The sequence below is a fragment of the Plantactinospora sp. CA-290183 genome (assembly GCF_050936375.1).
GTDB lineage: Bacteria > Actinomycetota > Actinomycetes > Mycobacteriales > Micromonosporaceae > Plantactinospora.
The window spans coordinates 264064-284392 of the sequence record NZ_JBNJMX010000005.1; the positions used below are offsets into that span (position 1 = coordinate 264064).

At 73.2% G+C, this 20329-nt stretch carries 19 protein-coding genes; 1 reads left to right on the forward strand and 18 read right to left on the reverse strand.

All coding sequences use genetic code 11. The features are described from left to right. Positions 1–57 precede the first annotated feature (57 nt). The 18 genes from ahcY to ACQEUR_RS13435 all read right to left on the reverse strand — a co-directional run bounded on the left by ahcY (position 58) and on the right by ACQEUR_RS13435 (position 18862). Positions 58–1551 carry an adenosylhomocysteinase gene (ahcY, locus tag ACQEUR_RS13350; RefSeq protein ID WP_433029982.1) on the reverse strand — a complete coding sequence of 498 codons (1494 nt, stop codon included), beginning with the start codon at positions 1549–1551 and terminating at the stop codon, positions 58–60. A gap of 358 nt (positions 1552–1909) precedes the next feature. After that, on the reverse strand, positions 1910–3085 hold the full coding sequence (manA, locus tag ACQEUR_RS13355) for a mannose-6-phosphate isomerase, class I (protein WP_433029983.1): 1176 nt from the start codon (positions 3083–3085) through the stop codon (positions 1910–1912). A 2-nt stretch (positions 3086–3087) separates the two neighbouring features. Next, positions 3088–4101: a cation diffusion facilitator family transporter gene (locus tag ACQEUR_RS13360; protein ID WP_433029985.1), complete on the reverse strand. Its 1014-nt coding sequence runs from the start codon at positions 4099–4101 to the stop codon at positions 3088–3090. Positions 4102–4168: 67 nt separating this feature from the next. Continuing rightward, a complete protein-coding gene (locus tag ACQEUR_RS13365; RefSeq protein WP_433029987.1) occupies positions 4169–5368 on the reverse strand; it encodes an SIS domain-containing protein in 1200 nt (399 codons plus the stop codon). Next, positions 5365–5553: a Trm112 family protein gene (locus ACQEUR_RS13370; RefSeq protein WP_433029989.1), complete on the reverse strand. Its 189-nt coding sequence runs from the start codon at positions 5551–5553 to the stop codon at positions 5365–5367. The genes ACQEUR_RS13365 and ACQEUR_RS13370 overlap by 4 nt, the downstream gene beginning before the upstream one ends. 70 nt (positions 5554–5623) lie before the next feature. Further along, the gene (locus ACQEUR_RS13375; RefSeq protein ID WP_433029991.1) at positions 5624–7009 is read right to left on the reverse strand and encodes a phosphomannomutase/phosphoglucomutase; all 1386 of its coding nucleotides are present in this window, start codon (positions 7007–7009) and stop codon (positions 5624–5626) included. Positions 7010–7096: 87 nt separating this feature from the next. Further along, positions 7097–8251: a hypothetical protein gene (locus ACQEUR_RS13380; protein ID WP_433029993.1), complete on the reverse strand. Its 1155-nt coding sequence runs from the start codon at positions 8249–8251 to the stop codon at positions 7097–7099. A gap of 89 nt (positions 8252–8340) precedes the next feature. Next, entirely contained in the window at positions 8341–9030 is a 690-nt protein-coding gene (locus ACQEUR_RS13385) for an endonuclease V (protein WP_433029995.1), read from the reverse strand. Next, positions 9027–10490: an aldehyde dehydrogenase family protein gene (locus ACQEUR_RS13390; RefSeq protein ID WP_433029997.1), complete on the reverse strand. Its 1464-nt coding sequence runs from the start codon at positions 10488–10490 to the stop codon at positions 9027–9029. Before ACQEUR_RS13390 ends, ACQEUR_RS13385 begins: the two co-directional genes overlap by 4 nt. Positions 10491–10602: 112 nt before the next feature. Next, positions 10603–12336 (reverse strand): alpha/beta hydrolase, encoded by a 1734-nt coding sequence (locus ACQEUR_RS13395; RefSeq protein WP_433029999.1) that lies wholly within the window; start codon positions 12334–12336, stop codon positions 10603–10605. Between the two features lie 276 nt (positions 12337–12612). Continuing rightward, complete coding sequence (locus tag ACQEUR_RS13400) at positions 12613–13146, reverse strand: DinB family protein (protein WP_433030001.1); 534 nt, start codon at positions 13144–13146, stop codon at positions 12613–12615. Between the two features lie 93 nt (positions 13147–13239). Beyond that, the gene (locus tag ACQEUR_RS13405) at positions 13240–14250 is read right to left on the reverse strand and encodes an aldo/keto reductase (protein ID WP_433030003.1); all 1011 of its coding nucleotides are present in this window, start codon (positions 14248–14250) and stop codon (positions 13240–13242) included. A gap of 11 nt (positions 14251–14261) precedes the next feature. Further along, positions 14262–14708, reverse strand: a complete 447-nt coding sequence (locus tag ACQEUR_RS13410) for a hypothetical protein (RefSeq protein ID WP_433030005.1) — start codon at positions 14706–14708, stop codon at positions 14262–14264. A 130-nt stretch (positions 14709–14838) separates the two neighbouring features. Beyond that, positions 14839–16011 carry an endonuclease/exonuclease/phosphatase family protein gene (locus ACQEUR_RS13415; RefSeq protein ID WP_433030007.1) on the reverse strand — a complete coding sequence of 391 codons (1173 nt, stop codon included), beginning with the start codon at positions 16009–16011 and terminating at the stop codon, positions 14839–14841. Between the two features lie 110 nt (positions 16012–16121). Further along, positions 16122–16793, reverse strand: a complete 672-nt coding sequence (locus tag ACQEUR_RS13420) for a response regulator (protein ID WP_433030009.1) — start codon at positions 16791–16793, stop codon at positions 16122–16124. Next, positions 16790–17065 carry a sensor histidine kinase gene (locus tag ACQEUR_RS13425; protein WP_433030011.1) on the reverse strand — a complete coding sequence of 92 codons (276 nt, stop codon included), beginning with the start codon at positions 17063–17065 and terminating at the stop codon, positions 16790–16792. Before ACQEUR_RS13425 ends, ACQEUR_RS13420 begins: the two co-directional genes overlap by 4 nt. Then, positions 17059–17751 (reverse strand): histidine kinase, encoded by a 693-nt coding sequence (locus tag ACQEUR_RS13430; RefSeq protein ID WP_433030013.1) that lies wholly within the window; start codon positions 17749–17751, stop codon positions 17059–17061. The genes ACQEUR_RS13425 and ACQEUR_RS13430 overlap by 7 nt, the downstream gene beginning before the upstream one ends. A 244-nt stretch (positions 17752–17995) precedes the next feature. Beyond that, on the reverse strand, positions 17996–18862 hold the full coding sequence (locus tag ACQEUR_RS13435) for a UbiA family prenyltransferase (RefSeq protein WP_433030015.1): 867 nt from the start codon (positions 18860–18862) through the stop codon (positions 17996–17998). A gap of 489 nt (positions 18863–19351) precedes the next feature. Between ACQEUR_RS13435 and ACQEUR_RS13440 the strand changes: the two genes are divergently transcribed. Beyond that, positions 19352–20329, forward strand: a 978-nt coding sequence (locus ACQEUR_RS13440; RefSeq protein ID WP_433030037.1) for an aspartate aminotransferase family protein, incomplete at its 3' end; no start/stop codon positions are given.

Consider the following 20329-nt stretch of genomic DNA (forward strand, 5'->3'; position numbering starts at 1 on the left):
CGCCCCGGAGGGACGGGCCGGCCGCGCAGCGCCGACCCGTCCCCCCGGGTTCGTTGGTCAGTAGCGGTAGTGGTCCGGCTTGAACGGCCCCTCGACCGGGATGCCGAGGTACGCCGCCTGCTCCTTGCTCAGCTCGGTGAGCTTGACGCCGAGCGCGTCCAGGTGCAGCCGGGCCACCTTCTCGTCCAGGTGCTTCGGCAGCGTGTAGACGCCGATCGGGTACTCGTCGGTCTTGGTGAAGAGCTCGATCTGCGCGATGGTCTGGTTGGCGAACGAGTTGGACATCACGAAGCTCGGGTGTCCGGTCGCGTTGCCCAGGTTCAGCAGACGGCCCTCGGAGAGCACGATGATCGAGTGCCCGTCCTCGAACTGCCAGACGTCGACCTGCGGCTTGATGTTGACCCGGGTGACGTCGGGACGCTTGGCCAGGCCGGCCATGTCGATCTCGTTGTCGAAGTGGCCGATGTTGCCGACGATCGCCTGGTGCTTCATCCGCGCCATGTGCTCGTTGGTGATGACGTCGTAGCAACCGGTCGCGGTGATGAAGATGTCGGCGGTCTCGACCACGTCGTCCAGGGTGGTCACCTGGTAGCCGTCCATCGCGGCCTGCAACGCGCAGATCGGGTCGACCTCGGTGACCACGACGCGGGCACCCTGGCCACGCAGCGACTCCGCGCAGCCCTTGCCGACGTCGCCGTAGCCGAGCACGACCGCCACCTTGCCGCCGATCAGTACGTCGGTGGCCCGGTTGATGCCGTCGATGAGCGAGTGCCGGCAGCCGTACTTGTTGTCGAACTTGCTCTTCGTCACCGAGTCGTTGACGTTGATCGCCGGGAAGAGCAGCGACCCGGCGTGCTGCATCTCGTAGAGCCGGTGCACACCGGTGGTGGTCTCCTCGGTGACGCCCTTGATGCCGGCGGCGACCCGGGTCCAGCGGCGGTCGTCCTCGGCGAGCGAGCGGTGCAGCACCTGGAGGATGACCGCGTACTCCTCGGAGTCGGCGGTCTCGACCGGCGGCACGGCCCCGGCACCCTCGAACTGGGCTCCCCGGTGCACGAGCAGGGTGGCGTCACCACCGTCGTCGAGGATCATGTTGGGGCCCTGTCCGTCCGGCCAGAGCAGCACCTGCTCGGTGCACCACCAGTACTCCTCCAGCGACTCGCCCTTCCAGGCGTAGACCGGCACGCCGGCCGGCGCCTCGACGGTCCCCTCGGGACCGACGACGACGGCCGCCGCCGCGTGGTCCTGGGTGGAGAAGATGTTGCAGGAGGCCCAGCGGACCTGGGCGCCGAGCGCCACCAGGGTCTCGATGAGCACGGCGGTCTGGATCGTCATGTGCAGCGAGCCGGTGACCCGGGCGCCGCGTAGCGGCTGCTCGGCCGCGTACTCGCGACGGATCGACATCAGGCCGGGCATCTCGTGCTCGGCGAGCTGGATCTCCTTACGCCCGAAGGCCGCGAGGGAGAGGTCCGCCACCTTGTAGTCGCCCTCGGCGAGGGTCGTGGGCCGGGTGGACGCGCCACCCGTGGGGGCCGGGAGGGTGCTGGTCATCAAGACTCCTGTCGTACGGTCTGCGCGACCCTCCACGTTACGCCCCGGCGATGTCACCGTGGCTCCTGGTCCGGTCGCGACCCGGACGGCCGCCGGGTGGTAGACGTCGGGCCGGTGGTACGCGCCGGTCGGTGGCCGGAGTCGTGCGGGCCGGACAGCGCGCGGGGCGGTCGGGCATGGGCAGCTTTCCACCCAGTATCCGGCCGCCCCGCGCATCCCCCCGGTTTGGTTCCCCGCGCGCGTGTCTCGGCCCCCCACTCCGGTAACGCTGCGCACTCAAAGCGTCACACTGAGCAAAAGCGCTGTCAAGCTGATCCGCAAAGTTCCGATTTGTGGCGACTGGCGGCGGGACGTCGACTCAGCGCAGACCGACGGAGGCGACATACGCCTCACCGGCGCCGGCGAAGAACACCGGGCCACCGTCGGCCGGACCGACCGCTGCCTGTCCCGGGCCCAGCCGGACCGTACCCCCACCATCGGTCACGGTCACCGCACCGGCCATGCAGAGCGCGATCCGCGGACCGCGTACGTCGACCCGGGCCGAGTCGCGGGCCCCGTCGAGGCGCACCCCGTGCAGCGCGAAGTCCTCCACCGGCACCGGCCAGGTGACCACGCCGGGCGCCACCGGCACCGGCGACACCACCGGGTCGGCGAGCACCTCGAAGCGGAGCACCCGGAGCAGTTCCCGGACGTCGACGTGCTTGGGGGTCAGGCCGCCGCGCAGCACGTTGTCGCTGGCCGCCAGGATCTCCACCCCGGCCCCGTACAGGTAGGCGTGCAGGTTGCCCGCCGGCATCCAGATCGCCTCGCCCGGGGCCAGGCTGACGTGGTTGAGCAACAGCGCCACCAGCACGCCGGTGTCGGCCGGGTACCGCGCCGCCAGCTCCCGGGCCAGCGTCGCCGGCTCGGCGTACTCCTTCGCGACGTCCGCCGCCACGACCGCCGACACCAGCGCCTCGCGCTCCCGCTCCGGCCAGGCGAGCAGCGTGCGTACGGCGTCGCGCAGCCCCGGCGTCCCGCTGCGCAGGGCGGCCACCACCGGGTCGAGCGCGTCCACCCCGAAGGCCGCCAGCAGGTCCGCGGAGAGCGCCGGATCGCGGAAGCCGCAGAGCGCCTGGAACGGCGAGACCGCGACCAGCAGCTCCGGCTTGTGGTACGGGTCGACGTAGTTGCGGTGGGTCAGCTCCGGATCGGTGCCCTCGGCCGCGTAGCCCTCCCGGGCCTGCTCGGCGTCCGGATGCGCCTGGAGGGAGAGCGGCGCCTCCGGGGCCAGCACCTTGAGCAGGAACGGCAGCCGGGGGCCGAACCGGTCGACGACATCGGCGCCGAGCCAACGACCCGGATCCGCCGCGAGGACGTCGACCAGGCTCAGCGGGACGCCGTCCCGGTGCACCGTGGCCGGGTCACCGGGATGCGCCCCCAGCCACAGCTCCGCCTCCGGGCCCTCGGCCGGGGCCGGCCGGCCCTGGAGCTGGGCCAGAACCGTCCGCGACCCCCAGGCGTAGTCACGGATCCGGCCCTCCAGCGCCTCCACCGTCAGCCCTCCCGGATGCCCGGACCGGGATCGGCGACCGGCGGGGCGGCCTCGGCGGCCCGTGCGGCAGGGTCCGGCTGCCCGGCGTCGCGGTAGATGTCCGGCTCCACGTAGATCACCCGGGCGATCGGCACGGCGGCGCGGATCCGCGCCTCGACGGCGTTGATCCCCTCGGCCAGCTCGGCCGCCGACTCGTACGGCCGGACCGCGACCTTCGCCGCCACCAGCAGCTCCTCCGGGCCGAGGTGCAGCGTCTTCATGTGGATCACCCGCTCGACGTCCTCGCCCTCGACGATGGCCCGCTCGATCTTCGCCACGTCCTCCGGCGTGCCCGACTCGCCGAGCAGCAGGCTCTTGGTCTCGATCGCCAGGATGACCGCGATCGCGACCAGCAGCAGGCCGATCGCCGCGGTGCCGGCCGCGTCCCAGCGACCGTCGTCGGTGGCCAGGGTCATCGAGACGCCGACCAGGGCGAAGATCAGACCGAGCAGCGCGCCCAGGTCCTCCAGGAGCACCACCGGCAGCTCCGGCGCCTTGGCCCGGCGGACGAACTGCTTCCAGGACGCCGTGCCCCGGACGTGGTTCGACTCCCTGATAGCGGTGCGGAACGAGAACGTCTCCAGGACGATCGCGACGATCAGCACCGTGGGCGGCACCCACTGCCAGCTGTCGAAGCCGTGCGGGCCCTCCGGCCCCGTCTGCTCGTGGAACTTGTGGTACGCCTCGTAGAGCGCGAAGAGGCCACCGACGCTGAACAGCACGATCGAGACGATGAACGCGTAGATGTAGCGCTCGCGCCCGTACCCGAAGGGGTGCTCCGGGGTCGCCTTGCGCTGGGCCCGGCGCCCGCCGAGCAGCAGCAGCGCCTGGTTGCCGGAGTCGGCCAGCGAGTGGATCGACTCGGCGAGCATCGACGACGAGCCGGTCAGCCCCCAGGCGAGGAGCTTGGTGACCGCGATGCCCAGGTTGGCCAGCAGGGCGGCGACGATCGCCCTGGTGCCGCCGCTGGCGCTCACGGCCGCACCTCGGCGCACTCCTCGGGGGCCCGGGGCGCCGCGGCGCCGAGCGGGCCGGTCTGCTCGGTCACGGGTTCGAGAGCTCCTTCATTTCGGAGATGGCCGGCACGGCCATCGGATCGAGGCCGTGTGCCAGCGCCAGGTAGATCGACGCGAAGTCGGGGACGGCGATCAGCGAGGCGAGCCGCTCCAGGGACGAGCCGCCCTCGGCGGTCACCACGTCACAGCGCACGCCGCGCCGCTCGGCCAGGGTCTGCACCGCGTCGGCCCGCCGCTCCTCCACCACGAGCGGCTCGTCGGTGTCGTCGTCGGCGTTCAGGCCGCCGTCGCGGAGCAGCACCAGCCGCAGCCGCGTCCCCGCCGGCTCGGCGGCGGAGTCGGAGTCGGCGAAGATGTCCCGGCTCGACTCGGCGAGGCCGCCGAAGACGCCGTCCAGCAGGCCGACCCGACCCCGGCCCGCCTCGCCGAGGGCACCCGCCACCACCGGGTAGCGGGCGTTGGCCGAGAGCGTGTCGCCGAAGCGGCGGGCCGCCGCCGTCGCCAGCGGCGAGGAGCCCCAGACGATCGGCACCGAGCCGGCCAGCCCCAGGGCGAGGGACTTGGCCGGGTTGACGAAGGACTCGGCGGAGGGCCGGCAGCGGTCGGCGTCGGCGTCCAGCCGGGCCGCCGTCTCGGCCAGGTCCGCCTCGTTCACCTTGACCAGGCCGAGCGCGCGGGCGGCGAGCAGCACCGGCACCGTCAGCGCCCAGAGGCTGGCCCGGGCGGGCGCGCGGCGCGGTACCGGGATGAACGGCGCCCGGGCCCCCTCGGCGACCGACTGGAGCCGGGAGTCCGGCGCCCCGACGGCGACCAGCCGGGCGCCGCGCCGGGCGGCGGCCTCGGCCGCGCCGAGCGCCTCGGGGCTGCGTCCCGACGCGCTGACCGCGATGACCACGTCCGCCGCGCCGACCCAGCCGGGGACCCCGGCGCTGCGGTGCGAGATGACCGGGACCGGGCAGCGCGGCCCGGCCACCGTGGCGAGCACCTCACCGGTCCGGGCGGCGGTGCCGATGCCGGCGACGACCACGGCCCGGGGACGCCCCTCGTCGGCCAGCACCGACAGGTTCGCCTCGGCGGCCAGCGCGGCCGACTCGCGGACCTGGGAGCCACCGGAGGCGGTGTGCCGGAGCATGTCGCCGGGGTCGATCTTGGATAGGGCCGCGACGTCGTCGAGCAGGGCCTCGTCGGCCACCCGACGCCCGCGCAGGCCGGCGGTGCCGTCCATCACGGCTGCCGCTCCTCGGGGCCACCGCGCGCCTCGTCCAGGAGCAGCACCGGTACGTCGTCGCGGATCTCGAAGATCCGGGCGCACTCCGTGCAGGTCAGGGTCTGCGCCGTCGGGTCGTACTCCAGCGGCGCGTGGTGCGTGTCCGGACAGGCCAGTATCTCCAGCAACTGCGGATCGAGGGCCACTGTCGGCTCCTTCCACGTCGTGCGGACGGTCGGGGCGGCGGTCTGGCATACCCGACCGGCGCGAGGGATCTTATCGGCGAACCAGTCCGAGCACCTCGTCGCGGAGGGCCGCCATCCGTTGCGCGGTGCGCGCCTCCACGTTGAGCCGCAGCAGCGGCTCCGTGTTGCTGGAGCGCAGGTTGATCCACGCCCCGTCGGCGAACCGGATGGTCAGCCCGTCCAGCTCGTCGGTCTCCGCGTCCGGATAGGCGGCCCGGACCTCGGCGACCTTGGCCCGCTGGTCCGCCACCGTCGAGTTGATCTCGCCGGAGCCGACGTACCGCTCGTAGGCGCGGGCCAGCTCGGAGAGCGGCCGGTCCTGCTCGCCCAGCGCGGCGAGCAGGTGCATCGCGGCGAGCATGCCGGTGTCGGCGAACCAGAAGTCCCGGAAGTAGTAGTGCGCGGAGTGCTCACCGCCGAAGGCCGCGTTGGTCCGCGCCATGTCGGCCTTGATGAAGGAGTGGCCGACCCGGCTGCGCACCGGCTCGCCGCCGTGCTCACGGACGATCTCGGCCACCGCGCTGGAGGTGATGAGGTTGTGGATGATCGTGGCGCCGGGGTGCTTGGCCAGCTCACGTACGGCGACCAGGCCGGTGATCGCCGAGGGCGAGACCGCCTCGCCCCGCTCGTCGACCACGAAGCAGCGGTCCGCGTCGCCGTCGAACGCCAGCCCGAGGTCGGCGCCGTGCCGGCGTACCGCCGCCTGGAGGTCGACCAGGTTGGCCGGATCCAGCGGGTTGGCCTCGTGGTTGGGGAACGAGCCGTCCAGCTCGAAGTAGAGCGGCACGATCTCCAGCGGCAGGGCCGGCAGCGCGGCGTCGCCGAGCACCGCCGGCACGGTGTGCCCGCCCATCCCGTTGCCCGCGTCGATGACCACCTTCAGCGGCCGGATGCCGGTCAGGTCCACCAGGGTGCGCAGGTGCGCCGCGTACTCGGGCAGCAGGTCACGCCGTTCGAGGGGCGGCAGCGGGCCCCCCTCCGGCCGCGACTCGCCCTTGTCCAGCAGGGCCTGGGCGCGGTCCCGCAGCTCGGCCAGACCCGTGTCCTGGCCGATCGGCCGGGCGCCGGCCCGGCACATCTTGATGCCGTTGTAGCGCGCCGGGTTGTGGCTGGCGGTGAACATCGCCCCGGGCAGGTCCAGGCTGCCGGAGGCGTAGTAGAGCAGGTCCGTGCTGCCCAGCCCGACGTCGAGCACGCCCAGGCCCTCGGAACGGACGCCGTGGGCGAAGGCGGCGGCGAGCCCGGGCGAGGACGCCCGCATGTCGTGGGCGATCACGACCGTGTCGCGCTGCTCCCCGGAGGTGCGGAGAACCTGCGCCAAGGCCGCGCCCAGCGCCTCGGCGGCCCGCTCGTCCCACTGCTCCGGAACGGTACCGCGGACGTCGTACGCTTTGACGATAGCGGACAAATCAGACAAGGCTTCGCCCCTCAGCCGGGAACTCGGTCAACGGCCTGAGCGTATCGGAGCCGACCACCGGGGCCTGCCCCAAGGCGATCCGTCGCCCTATCGCCGCTCAGGGTTGCGCGGCAGGATCAGCGTCGGGTCGCCCCCGGCGGTGGGCGGCGGGGGCTGCGGCGCGGGGGCCGGCGGCGCGGCGGTCGGCTGCGCGGGGCCCGGCGGCGCGGGCGGCACCGCACGGGTCCGGCGCGGCGGGGTCCGCCCGGCGGTCGGCAGGATCAGGGTCCGGTCGCCGCCGTCGGCCAACCCGTCCGCCCCGGCCGACGCCGGCCCGACCAGGCCGGGGGTGTTCGGCGGCACCACCCGGTCGACGACGGGGCCGATCCCGCCACCCGGGCCGGCGCCCCGGACCATCGGGATCGTCTGCGCGATCGGGGCGTCGCCCCCGCCGGTCGGCAGCAGCTGGGTGGCCGGCTCGGTGCGGTCCGCGCGGCTGCGCCGCACCAGCATCACCAGCAGGGCTGCCCCGATCCCGACCAGGACCAGACCGACGATGATCACCACGGCGCCGATGCCCAGCCCGCCCCCGGACTGGTCCGGCGCGGCCCGCTGCTCGGGCAGCGCGGCGGCCACCTCCTCGGTCGCCACCGCGGCCCCCTCGGTCGCCACCGCGGCCTCCCCGGTGGCCTCCGGCGTCCCGGACGGCACCGCCGCCGGCTCGGTGCGCGACGGCGAGGGCGCGGTCCGACCGCCGACCCGGGCGCTGTCGGAACCCCGACCGAGCAGCTGCCCGCCGGCCGAGTACGCCTCGGCCACCACGGTCACCTGGCCGCCCGGCGCACCGGCCAGCAGAGTCAGCCGGTACCGGCTGGAGATGCTCTTGCGCTCGCAGAGCCGGGACTTCTCCGGGGTGGTGCGCTGGGCGACGACCAGCCCGCCGGCGGCCGCGGAGACCGGTACCCGCCGCCAGTCGCCGTCGTCGGCGACCCGCACCTCGACCCGGTCAGGGGTCAACCCCGCCAGCCGTACGCCGAGGGCGGTGCGCACGGTGACGCAGCCGTCGGCGCGCTTCGAGACGTTCACCGTCACCGAGCCCGGCGAGCCGCCCGCGTTGAAGCTGCTGGGCGCCCGTACCCTGACCGACTCCCCCTCGGCGGCGGCCGGAGCGGCGCCGAGCGCCACCGCGACCCCGAGAAGCGCGGAGAACATCCCCAGCCAGGTCGCGCCACGCCGTACCGACATGATCACCTCACTCGTCACCGTGCGGGTCCGGGCACAGGCTACCGGTGGGCCCGCCGCCTCCCGTGATCATGCCCCGCCGGCGCTCCGTCGAATCGTCCGAGGTGTGCTCAACCGTGCCCGGCGAGCCGGCGCAGCTCCGCCCGGCAGAGCCGGTCGGCCTGCCGGGTGGTCTCCGGCAGCCGGTACCGAGGGGTCAGCCGGAGCACCTGCGCGCACGCGTTGTCGAGGCTCATCCGGTGCCCGACGGAGACGAAGACCGGCCTGACCCCGTCCCTGGTCCGCAGCACCCGCCCCACCTCCTCGGTACCGTCACGCAGCGCGGACCAGGCGCCCCGCCCCGGGCCCGGCTCCGCCCAGCGGCCCACCAGCGGGGTCTTCCCGACCCCGATCGCCGGCCGGTCGGTGAGCACGCCCAGGTGGCAGGCGAGCCCGAACCGGCGCGGGTGGGCGAGCCCGTGCCCGTCGCAGACCAGCAGCTCCGGCTCGACGGTGAGCCGGCCGAGCGCCGCCAGCAGGCTGGGCAGCTCGCGGAAGGCGAAGAGGCCGGGCACGTAGTCGAACGCGGCCCGGCCGGGGAGCACCACCTCGTCCAGCACCGCCAGGGTGCCGGTGTCCAGCACGGTCACCGCGGCGGCGAGCCGGTCGCCGTCCTCGGCGTACGCCACGTCGAGGCCGGCCACCGTGCGGGGCGCGGCCGGCCCCGGACCGACCGGATCGACCAGCGGACGAAGCGCGTCCTGTACGGCCTCCGCCTCGGCGACCGTGCGGGGCGGGGCACCGATCGGGGCGGGATTCACAGCTCGATGCCGCTCAGCACCAACACCCGAGGCTCGGTGTAGTCCTCCATCGCGCTGCGCAGCCCCTCACGCCCCACGCCGCTGCCCCGCACCCCGCCGTACGGCATCTGGTCGGCCCGGTACGACGGCACGTCGCCGACGATCACCCCGCCGACCCGCAGACCGCGGTGGGCGGCGAACGCGGTCTGCAGGCTGTGGGTGAAGACGCCGGCCTGGAGCCCGTACGCCGAATCGTTGATCGCGGCGAACCCGGCGGCGTCGTCGGCGACCGGCGCCACCACGAGCACCGGGCCGAAGACCTCCTCGGCGCTGACCCGGCTGGTCGACGGCACCCCGGTCAGCACGGTGGGCGGGTAGGTCGCGCCGTCGCGCCGGCCGCCGACCTCGATGGTCGCGCCGGCCGCCACCGCCTCGTCGACCCAGCTCTCCACCCGGCGGGCGGCGGCCTCGTCGATCAGCGGCCCGACGTCGGTCGCCTCGTCGGCCGGGTCCCCGGTGCGCAGCGCGCGTACGGCGGCGAGCAGCCGGGGCAGGAATCCGTCGAGGAGCCATTCGTGCACGTAGACCCGCTGCACCGCGATGCAGCTCTGCCCGGCCTGGTAGTTGCCGAAGGTGGCGATCCGCTCCGCGGCCTGGTTGAGGTCGGCGTCGGACGCCCAGTCGGCGCAGACCAGGGCGGCGGCGTTGCCGCCGAGTTCCAGGGTGACGTGCCGCTGGGGTGCGGAGCGCCGGATCGCCGCGCCGACCGGCCCGGAGCCGGTGAACGAGACCACCGGCAGCCGGGGGTCCGCGACGAGCCCGGCGGCCCGGTCGTTGGGCAGCGGCAGGATGGAGAACATCCCGGCCGGCAGCCCGGTGCCGGGGCCGTCCGGCTCGGTCACCTCGGCCAGCAGCTCGCCGAGGAGCAGGGCGGTGAGCGGGGTGGCGGGGGCGGGCTTGACCACGATCGGCGCGCCGACCGCGAGCGCCGGGGCGACCTTGTGCGCGACGAGGTTGAGCGGGAAGTTGAACGGGGTGATGCCGAGCACCGGCCCCCGGGGCACCCGGCGGACCAGGGCGAGCCGTCCCTCTCCGGCCGGATCGGTGTCGAGCCGCTGCGCCTCGCCGGACCAGCGCCGGGCCTCCTCGGCCGCCCAGCGGAACACCGAGACCGCGCGGGCCACCTCGACCCGGGACCACCGGATCGGCTTGCCGCTCTCGGCGGTGATCAGCCGGGCGGTCTCCTCGGCCCGCTCGGCGAGCCGGCGGGAGACGTGGTCCAGCGCCCCGGTCCGGACGTGCGCCGGCAGCGCGGCGGCCCGGTCCGCGACCGAGGCGGCGGCGGCCACCGCCGCCTCGACCTGGTCGGCGCCGGCGCTGCTGGTGCGCCCGACCTCCCGACCGTCGTACGGGTGGTGCACGGTCAACGGCTCCGGGCCGTGTACCGGCCGGCCGGCGACGAAGAACGGCACGGGCTCCACGCTGGGAGTGTAGTGCGCACACCAGGCACCGGCGCCCGGCCACGACGCCCCCGACGCCCCCGCTGGCCGGTCGCCCCGTGGCACCGTGCGGACCACGGGGCGACCGGTGGGGTCAGCGGGCGACGGGCCCGCGCGGGTCGAGCAGTGCGATCCGCTCCCGCACCTGTTCGCGCAACTCCGGCAACCTCTCGGCCGCCAGCCGCGCCGCCGAGTCGAGCTTGTCCCGGTCCCGCTTCACCGGGCCGGCGACCGGGTGGACCTCGGTCTCATTCGGCAGCGGCACGGCCGGACAGGTCGCGTCGGACGGGCGCGAGTTGTGCAGCAGGAACACGTTGACCATGCCGTCGACGCAGGGGTTCCCGTCGACCGCGTACTGGCCGTGGAAGGTGGCGTCGTCGACCGAGACCAGGGTGACCCCGGGCGCCGCGCGGACCGCCGCCCGAGCCTGCTCGTATCCGGTCTGCGGGTCGAACTCGGCCTGCACGACGAGGATCTTCGACGCCACCTCCGCGGGGAGGTTCGGCAGGCTCTGCCGGGGCGCGTCGGACCAGAAGCCGCACGGCTCGGAGATCCCGTACGCCCAGCCGAACAGCGGGTACCGGGGACCCTGACGGTCACTCAGGTTCCGGTACCAGGCGGCGGACCTGGTCGGCTGGTCGCCACAGGCGACGGCGATCCTGGTGCCGGGGAACGGCGCGTAGTCGTCGGGAGCCTCGGCGGCGATCCTCCGCAGCGTCAGTTCGGCGAGCGGTACGCCGTACTCCGTCCGTGCCAGCGCGTCCAGTTCGGTGCGCAGAGTGTCCGGTACACCGGTCTCGGGGGTCTCGCCGTTCATCTCCTGCGCCGCCAACGTGAAGATCAGGGTGGCGAGGAGCCATTGGAGCTGGTTGCCCATCCCGACGAAGAGGCTGTCGTAGTCGTCGCCGGAGATGCCCAGGGTCTTGACATAGTCGCGGGCCTGCTCCCAGGTCCGCGCCGCCTCGGCCGGGGTGGCGCCGACGATCTCCGGGAACTGCCGCGCCGTCCAGGGCAGGTACACGTCGTCGAGCTGCCGCTGCCCGATCATCGGAAAGGCCTCGAAGGCGGCCTGTAGCCGGCCCTGCCAGTTGACGCTGGAGTCGAGGATCATCTTGCCGGCGCTGCCCGGGAAGAGCGAGGCGTACTTCGCACCGAGCCAGGTGCCGTAGGAGTAGCCGAGGTAGTTGAGAGTGGAGTCACCGAGCAGTTGCCGGATGAGCTCCATGTCGTGCGCGGTCTGCCAGGTGGTGATGAACGGGGTCAGCGCCTCGCTCTGGCACGCCTCGGCGATCGCCCGGGGTGCCTTCTGGTGTTCGGCGATGCTCTCCGGGGAGCGGTCCCGGGCGTCGAGGTCGGTCCGGGTCGAGAGGCGGCCGATCGGAATCTCGCACACCAGACCGAGCTGCTCCGGGGTGGTCCCGCCCTCGTGACCGGTGCCGCGCGGGTCCATCCCGACGAAGTCGTACCGCTCGCTGACCGCCGGCTGGAGCGCGGCCAGCATTCCGGCCAGGGAGGTGCCCTGCCCGCCGGGGCCGCCGGGGTTGATGAGGATCGCGCCCAGGCGCTCTCCGGTGGCCTTCGCCCGGCTGATCGAGACCCGCAGGTCGACGCCCGCGGCCGGTGCCGCCCAGTCCCGGGGAACGGTCACCAGGGCGCACTCCGTGGGCCGCATCCCCTCAATCGGCGCGAACAGGCAGGGCCCCCAGGCGAGTTCCTGGTTGAGATAGTGATCGAACGGATTGTCGGCGGCCCTGGCGACCACCGGGGTGGCGACCAGCGTGAGGACCACGGTCGCCGATGTCACCACGCTTCTGACGAGGCGGCGCACGGTACTCCTTCCGGAAGGAATCGGATGAAGGGAGCCTAGGCCGTCGTTCCGGGACCGGTCACGACCATTGGGACGGCCTTTGCGGTCATTCGCCTAGTCCTTTCGGTCGATCGGGACCGATGGGCCGGCCGGCAGGCACGGCTCCGCGCGGGTGACCCGGCCCCGCCGGCCTGTAGACCTGGGCGCACCACCGGGGCAGCTCTACAGGCGTCCGGGCGGCGCCTCGTTCCCCGGCCCCGACCGGCCGCCGGCTAATCGCGCCGGTCGCGCCATCGGCTACTCGCCGGTCGTGCCGTCGACCAGCTCGCGGGCGATGTCGAGGTGACCGAGGTGTCGGGCGTACTCCTGGAGCAGGTGGAAGAGGATCCGGCCGAGCGACGGTGCCTGCTCCGGGCTGGTGAAGCGTCCGCCGAGCCGGGCCCGCTCGGCCAGGTCGGCGCCGGCCGCGATGGTCCGGGCGCGGTCCACCTCCGCGCGGTAGTCCGCCAGGACCCCGGCCGTGGTCTCGGCCGCGCCGATCCGCCACTCGCCGTCGAGCCCGCCCGGCGGGCGGGGTTCGACGTCCTCGGCCAGGAAGCCCCAGCGCAGCCAGCGCCGCTCGACCCAGCCGAGATGTTTCACCAGGGCCAGCGGGGACCAGCCCAACGGCTCGACCGGGGTACGCAGCCGCTCGTCGGGAAGCCCGTCGATCTTGCGCAGCAGGGCTTCCCGGTACCAGTCGAGGTAGCCCAGGAGCAGTTCGTGGGAGTCGGTGACGCCGAGGGCCGGGCCCTCCAGACTGGCCGGGAACTCTTCGGATGACGATCGCATCCCGCGACCGTAGCGCCGGCCGGGCTGCCGCACCGCAGTGCCCGGAAAGCCCGACCCACCGCCGTCGGCCCCGTACCCGCCACAGAGGCGGGCTCAGGCTCCGGCCGCGTCCAGCCGGCCAAGCTGCTCCTCGGTCAGCTTGACGTCCAGCGCCGGCCAGACCGCGTCGAACTGCTCCAGGGTGCGCGGCCCGACCAGCGGGACCACCCGGGGCGCGCTCTGGTGCAGCAGCCAGGCGATCACGAGCTGGTTGGGCGTGACCCCGACCTCGGCGGCCACCTCGGTGAGCACCGCCAGCCGGGCCTCGGCGTCCGGCCCCTCGTACGGCGCCATCGCCCAGTGGCCCGTCCGCTTGGCCGGGTCGTCGTAGATCCCCTTCACCATGGGCGAGAACGACACCAGCGTCACGTCGTCGTGCTCACGCAGGTAGTCGAGCTGCTCGTCATCCACTATGGAGGGGTTGACCAGCCCGGCCCGACGGCGCAGGTAGGAGTGCTGTTGCTGCACGGCGACCGGCGCCGGCCAGCCGTACCGGTCGCAGAGCTGCCGGATCCGCTCCAGCCGCCAGGTGCGTACGTTGGACCAGCCGACGTGCCGGACCTTGCCCGCCCGTACCATCCCGGCCAGCGCCTCCAGGGTCTCCTCCAGCGGTGTGGACCGGTCGTCGACGTGTACGTAGTACAGGTCGACGTGGTCGACGCCGAGGCGTCGCAGGCTCGCGTCGAGCGCGGTGCGCAGCGTGTCGGCGCCGGCACCCTCGAAGTTCCGCCGGGCCACCTCCCAGTCGGGATCGGGACCCGCACCCCAGAGCAGGTCGGGGTCGCGCTGCCCGGCGCCGCCCTTGGTGGCCAGGAAGACCCGGTCCCGCCGGCCGCTGCGGCGCAGCCAACGGCCGAGCAGTTCCTCGCTCTCGCCGCCGTCGTTGCCCCGGCGGGGCCACCAGGCGTAGCAGTTGGCGGTGTCCACGAAGGCGCCGCCCAGGTCGAGGTAGCGGTCCAGCATGGTGACCGAGTCGGCCTCGTCGGTGAGGGTGCCCATCAGCATCGCGCCCAGCGCGAGCTGGCTGACCCGTTCGCCGGTACGGCCGAGTTCTACGGTTTGCACACCTGTTCCTTTCACTGTCGGGCGGCTCGGGCCGTCCGGTCGACGCGTACCAGCAGCAGTGCGGTGACCAGCAGCGGCACCAGGACGATCGCCAGGGTGACATGCTGATAGACCATTGTCGATTGCCAGATGCCGTTCAGCACGGCCAGCAGGTGTACGCCCACCGCCCACCGGCGGGCCCAGGCCGGTGGGGCGCCGGGCAGCGCGGCTACCAGGCGGGCGCCGGCCACGGCCAGCACCACCACTCCGGCCAGCGAGAACCACATCAGCTTGATCTCCGTCCGGGTCACCCCGACCGCGGTGAGCTGCCCCTCGCTGGACTGCAGGGTGGTCACCCAGAGCGCGAGGTAGCCGGCCAGGCAGACCGCGAGGACCAGGTGGATCCGGGTCACGGCCTGCGCCACCCGCAGGGCGGTGGACGGACGGGACCCGACGGTACGGACGGTCGCGGTCGTCATGGGTTGCCTCCGATCGGCTGTGCGTGGCGTGGGGCGGGGCGGTGTGGGGCGGCGGGAAGATCCGCGTGATCAGGGAGTTGACGGCGGGACTCGCCGACGACACGCCGGAACAACTCCCTGATCACGGCGGTCATGGGGTGGGGAGGGAGAGGTGGAGGCGCTGGAGGGCGTGGTCGGAGCGGCCCCGGGGATCGACCAGGTCGTAGTCGTGCACGGTCAGGCCGGGGGTGGTGAACGCCCGGTCCACCCGCCACAGTTGCAGCGGTCCCTGGGTCTGCCACGACACCGGGTAGAACGACCGGTCGGCCCGGATCGCGTCCGTCACCAGCCCGTCGAAGTCCCGGGTCTCGCTCATCGACGGTGAGGTGTTGAAGTCCCCCACCACGAGCGACTGGTTGGGGTTGGCCGCCACGTCGTCGGCGATCGCCCGGTACTGCAACCGCCGGTTGCCGAACCGCCCCCGGGAGTCGCTGACCAGCTCGACCGGGGTCGCGCTGGTGTCGACCGACACCTGGAGGTGCACGTTGTAGACCGAGAGGACCCGGTCCCCCACCGACAGGTCGGTACGCAGCGTCTTGACCTTCCAGTAGTCCGGCCACTCGTTGCCCAGCTCGGGCATCTCGGCGTCGACCCAGAGCGGCACGCTCGCCACGATCGGAAAGCGGGAGAGCGTGACCAGCTCGCCGACCGCCTTGACGTGGTAGCCGGGAAACTCCTGCCGCAGCCGCGCCAGGTCGTCGTAGGACACCATCCACATCCGGTCGGGATCGTGGTAGAGGTACTCCTGGAGCACGTACACGTCGGCGGGCTGGCTCTTGACGAACGCGTAGAAGTCGGCCACGTCCTCGCTCTGGTGCCAGTAGCTGGTGTTCCAGGAGACCACCCGCAGTGCGCCGGGCGGGGCGGGCGGCGGCGGGTCACCGAGGGCGTACCAGTTGATCCCGAGGTTGCCGGAGCCGGCGACCAGGCCGGCCGCCGCGAGGAGGGCGACCGGCCGCCGGGCGCCGCGCGCGGTAGCGGCCAGCGCCAGCAGGGCCAGCGGTACCGCCAGGAAGACCAGCGGCGGGGCCAGGTCGGGCAGCTGCATCAGCCACCAGCGGCCGGAGAGCACGGGCTGGACCAGGGTGTACCCCAGCCAGAGCGCGGCGGCCACCAGCAGCCAGCGGGTCCGGCGCGACCAGTCCCGCCAGGGCCGGCGGGCACCGGTCGGGACGCCGCTGGTCGCGGTCTCCGCCGGGTCGAGCGGCGCTGTCGCCGGAGCGGGCCCGACCGCCTGGCCCGGCTCGATCGCTGAGGTCGTCATGGACCAGACGCTAGGGGTACGAACTGGACCGGGCGTGGAGAAAACCTTGACTACGGTGGGTGATCGACGGCGCCGGCAGGGCCCCGGCCGGCAACCCACCGCGCCGGCCGTCAGCGGGTCGGCGGCTCCGGCTCCGGGTTGATCAGCCGGGCGGCGGTGGCCTTGCGGATCGCGTCGACCCGGGACACCGCGTTGAGCTTGGCGTAGATGTTGGTGAGGTGCCGCTTCACGGTCGCCTGGGTGATGTGCAGCCGGCTGGCGATCTGCGCGTTGCTGCACGCCTGCGCGGTCAGCGTCAACACCTCCAGCTCGCGCTCGGTCAGCGGCCCGTTCTCGGGCTCCCGGCTCCGCTGGCCGTCCAGTTGGGACACCGTACGCCGGGAGACGGAGAGCAGCACGGTGCCGGAGCGGCTGGCCACCGAACGGACCGCGACCACCAGCTCGTCACGGAGGATGGTCTTGAGCAGGTACGCCGCCGCACCGCAGTTGAGCAGCTCGCGTACGACGTCGGCGTCGTCGTGCATGGTGAGCACGACGATCTGGGTCTGCGGACAGCTCCGCCGCACCTCCCGGATCACCGCGGCGGCGCCCGGTCCGGGCATCTCCACGTCCAGCAGCAGCACGTCGGGGCGCTGCGCGACGGCGAGCGCGACCGCGTCCGGGCCGTTGGCCGCCTCCCCGATCACCCGCAGTCCCGGGTCGGTGGAGAGCATCTCGCGGATGCCCTGCCGGAACAGCGTGTGGTCGTCGGCGAGCGCGACCCGGATCAGGGAGTCGGTCACAGCCGCTCCTCGCCGAGCGGGACCAGGACCCGGACGCGGGTCCCCGCGCCCGGCCGGCTGTCCAGGTCCAGCCGGCCGCGGAGCAGTTCGGCGCGCTCGCGCATCGAGGGCAGCCCGCCGCCCTGGCTCACGGCCAGCGAGTCGGGCTCGAAACCGCGGCCGTCGTCGACCACCCCGGCCCGTACGGCGGTCTCGCCGACCTCGACCTCGATGGTGATCCGGCTCGGCTCGGCGTGCCGCAGGTTGCGGGACGCTCCCGCGGTGATCAGCACAGCTCCCTGGTGACGCCGCGGCAGGTCACCTCTCCGTCGACGGTCAGCGTGGCCTGCACGCCGGCCGGCACGTTCGCCCGCAGGTAGGCCCGCAGCGACCGCTCGATCCCGTCGGTACCGACGGACCGGCGCAGCTCCGCCGAGAGCTGCTGCACGGTGCGCAACGCCTCGCCCAGCGAGGCCACCGCGGCGTCCAGCTTGGCCTCGGACCGGCGCGGGTCCTGCGCGGCGTAGAGCCGGTGCAGGTCGAGGTGCTGGAGCGCCAGGCCCATCCCGTGCCCGACCCGGTCGTGCAGCTCCCGGGCGATCCGCCGGCTCTCCTCCTGGCGGGACGCGTGCAGCTTCTCCATCAGGAAGCTGACGTAGGCCAGCGACGCCAGCCCCACCCGGTTCATGACCGCCTGGTGCAGCGCGCTGCTCACCTCGGCCAGCGCCGCACCGTCCGCGTTGTGGTGCCGGGCGGCCAGCACGGACAGGGCCGCGTCGTAGAGCGCCGACGCCGCCCGCAGCGACTCCACCGGGTGTACGCCGCGCAGGGCCCGGCTGGTCCCGATCTCGATGGCCAGCGAGTCCCGGGCGGCCGGCGGATCGGCGGCGGTCCGCTGGCCGGGCACCTGGCACAGCACGTCCTCGACCACCGACGCCACCTGGTGGCGTAGTTGGCCGAGGGTGTCCGCATTTCGCACGAGAACACTATTTTCCGACTCCAGGCGCAGTCGGAATCTGTCGAAGACCTGTTCGGCGAGCGAGGGTATGTCGCAGTGCGACCCCTCATCCGGCTGCCGTGACTTCAAATCCGGCCTCCCCCCGAGGCGTACGACGTCTACGGCGGTCAACAATCGACCGAACGTACAATTTTCCGAACGGACAGACAGTGGCGCGACTCGAATTCCGACACTTCTACTGGGAGCGCTACCAAGGTAGCACCCATCAGAGTAGACATTGTCCCAGGACGGCGCCGTGAACGGCATACTGCGTTGTCATGAAGGCGCGGTACGGAAGGCGCAGCCGGCTCCGGCGCCCCCGGCTGGCCGGGGCGGCGAGGCAGGCCGCCACCGCGCAGCCGCCGGCCAGCAGCACCCCGGCGGCGGGGCGCAGCACCGGTACGCCGAACGCGGCCACCACCGCGAGCCCGGCACCGACCGCGAGCGCGAACGATCCCATGAGGACCCGGGCCCGCCGGTCGCCGAGCAACACCGGCAGGGTCCGCCGACCCGCCGCCCGGTCACCGGACACGTCCGACAGGTCCTTGGTCATGCCGCCCAGACTCATCCACAGCGACATCGCCCCGGCCAGCACCGCCAGCGGCAGCAGCGAGGGGCGGTCCTCCCCGCCGCCGACCCCGGTCACCGCCCCGACGGCCAGCCAGCCGGCCAGGTAGGTGAGGAGCCCGCCCGCCGTCACCACCAGCACGAACCCGGCCATGTTCGCCTTCTGCGGGCGCGGCCCGGCCGAGTACGCCCAGCCGAGCGCGAGCATCGCGACCACGGTGACCACCATCGGCCAGGAGAGCAGGGCGGCCACCCCGATCGCCACCAGGGCGAGGCCGGCCGCCACGCCCCGGGCGGCGCCGAGCGGCAACGCGCCGCTGGCCAACGGACGTCCCGAGCCGTTGTGCCGGTCCTCCGTCTGGTCGCAGATCCCGTTCAGCAGGTAGATGTGCCACGTCACGCAGAGCCAGGCGACCGCGCCGAGAACCGTGCCGGCGAGCGCCGGCAGCGACAGCGCCGCGCCCGGCGCCGCGGCGAACCCGGTGACCCCCAGCAGGGCGCCGGCGAGGAAACGAAGTTGAAACATTATCTGTACGGTCGGGCGGGACTCGGCCCAGGCCAGACGGACGGATTCGCCAGGCCGGACAACGGACACCACCGGTAGCACGGCGGACTCACCCGGAATTACGCCCACGGCACTCTCCCCCAGATCCCCGAATTTTGCCGGGGCCGGATCCGGACCGGATCGACCCCGCATTGCGGTGCTGGGGGAATGGTGGTCGCAGATTGACCGTTCCCGCTTCGGACGTAGATCGGAGCAGGCTTACCACCTTGGTCGTACGACCCGCTGCGACCTTGGTGCAGACTTCGCCCCCCAGCGCCTCTGCGCCCTGCCGGCGGGGCCGCGAGCCGGCCTAGGGTCGCCACGACCGGCACCCGCCGGCCCCCGTCGACCCGCCCCGTGGAGGACCGAGCCATGCCTGAGCTGATGAGCTTGGATCAGGCCGAACAGTTGACCGCCAAGCAGGTCCACGACCTCTATCGGCGGTACGTCAATCGCAGCCAGGTCAACCTGATGACGTCATTCGGTTTCGGCCGGGAACTCGTGGACCACGCCGAGGGCGCGATAATCCACACCCGCGACGGCCGGCAGATCCTCGACTTCACGGGCGGCGTCGGTGTGCTCAACCACGGGCACAACCACCCGCGGATCCTCGCCGCCCGGCAGCGGTTCCAGGAGCGGCGCCGGATGGAGGTGCACAAGACCTACTTCTCACCGTACCTCGCCGCGCTCAGCCACAACCTGGCCGCCGTCCTCCCCGGGGACCTGAACATGTCGTTCCTGCCCAACTCCGGGGCCGAGGCGGTCGAGGGGGCGGTGAAGCTGGCGTACAAGTACCACGGCGGGCGACGCAACACGATCATGCACGCCGACATCAGCTTCCACGGCAAGCTGCTCGGCTCGGGCAGCCTCACCGGCGGCGCGCAGAACCACTTCAAATTCCCCGGCATCTCCGGCACGGTCGCCTACCCGTACGGCGATCTGGACGCGCTCCGGGCGCAGGTCGCCGCGGCCCGCGACGACCGCGGCGGCTGTGACGTGTACGCGATCCTGGTCGAGCCGTTCAGCGCCTCCACCATGCGCCACTGCGACGAGGAGTTCCTGCGCGGGCTGCGCGAGCTCTGCACCGCCGAGGACATCGTGCTGATCTTCGACGAGATCTACACCGGCTGGGGCAAGACCGGCACGCTCTTCTACTTCATGCGCTATCCCGGGCTGCTCCCCGACGTCGTCACCACCTCCAAGTCGTTCGGCGGCGGCAAGTCGTCGATCTCCGCGTACGTGGCCCGGGAGCCGGTCTTCCGCAAGGCGTACGACAGCCTGAACGACGCCCTGTTGCAGAGCACCAGCACCACGTACTACGGCTTCGGCGAGGAGACCGCCACCGCGATCGAGGCGATCAACATCGCCGTCGACGAGGACTTCCCGGCCCGCGCACTGCAGATCGAGCGGGTTCTCGCGCCCGGCCTGGACCGGCTGGCCAAGGAACAC

Excerpts from the sequence above, each read along its gene's own strand:
- ahcY (WP_433029982.1), bottom strand. The coding sequence starts at position 1,551 with ATGACCAGCACCCTCCCGGCCCCCACGGGTGGCGCGTCCACCCGGCCC.
- ACQEUR_RS13400 (WP_433030001.1), bottom strand. The coding sequence starts at position 13,146 with ATGCGATCGTCATCCGAAGAGTTCCCGGCCAGTCTGGAGGGCCCGGCC.
- ACQEUR_RS13410 (WP_433030005.1), bottom strand. The coding sequence starts at position 14,708 with ATGACGACCGCGACCGTCCGTACCGTCGGGTCCCGTCCGTCCACCGCC.
- ACQEUR_RS13415 (WP_433030007.1), bottom strand. The coding sequence starts at position 16,011 with ATGACGACCTCAGCGATCGAGCCGGGCCAGGCGGTCGGGCCCGCTCCG.
- ACQEUR_RS13435 (WP_433030015.1), bottom strand. The coding sequence starts at position 18,862 with ATGTTTCAACTTCGTTTCCTCGCCGGCGCCCTGCTGGGGGTCACCGGG.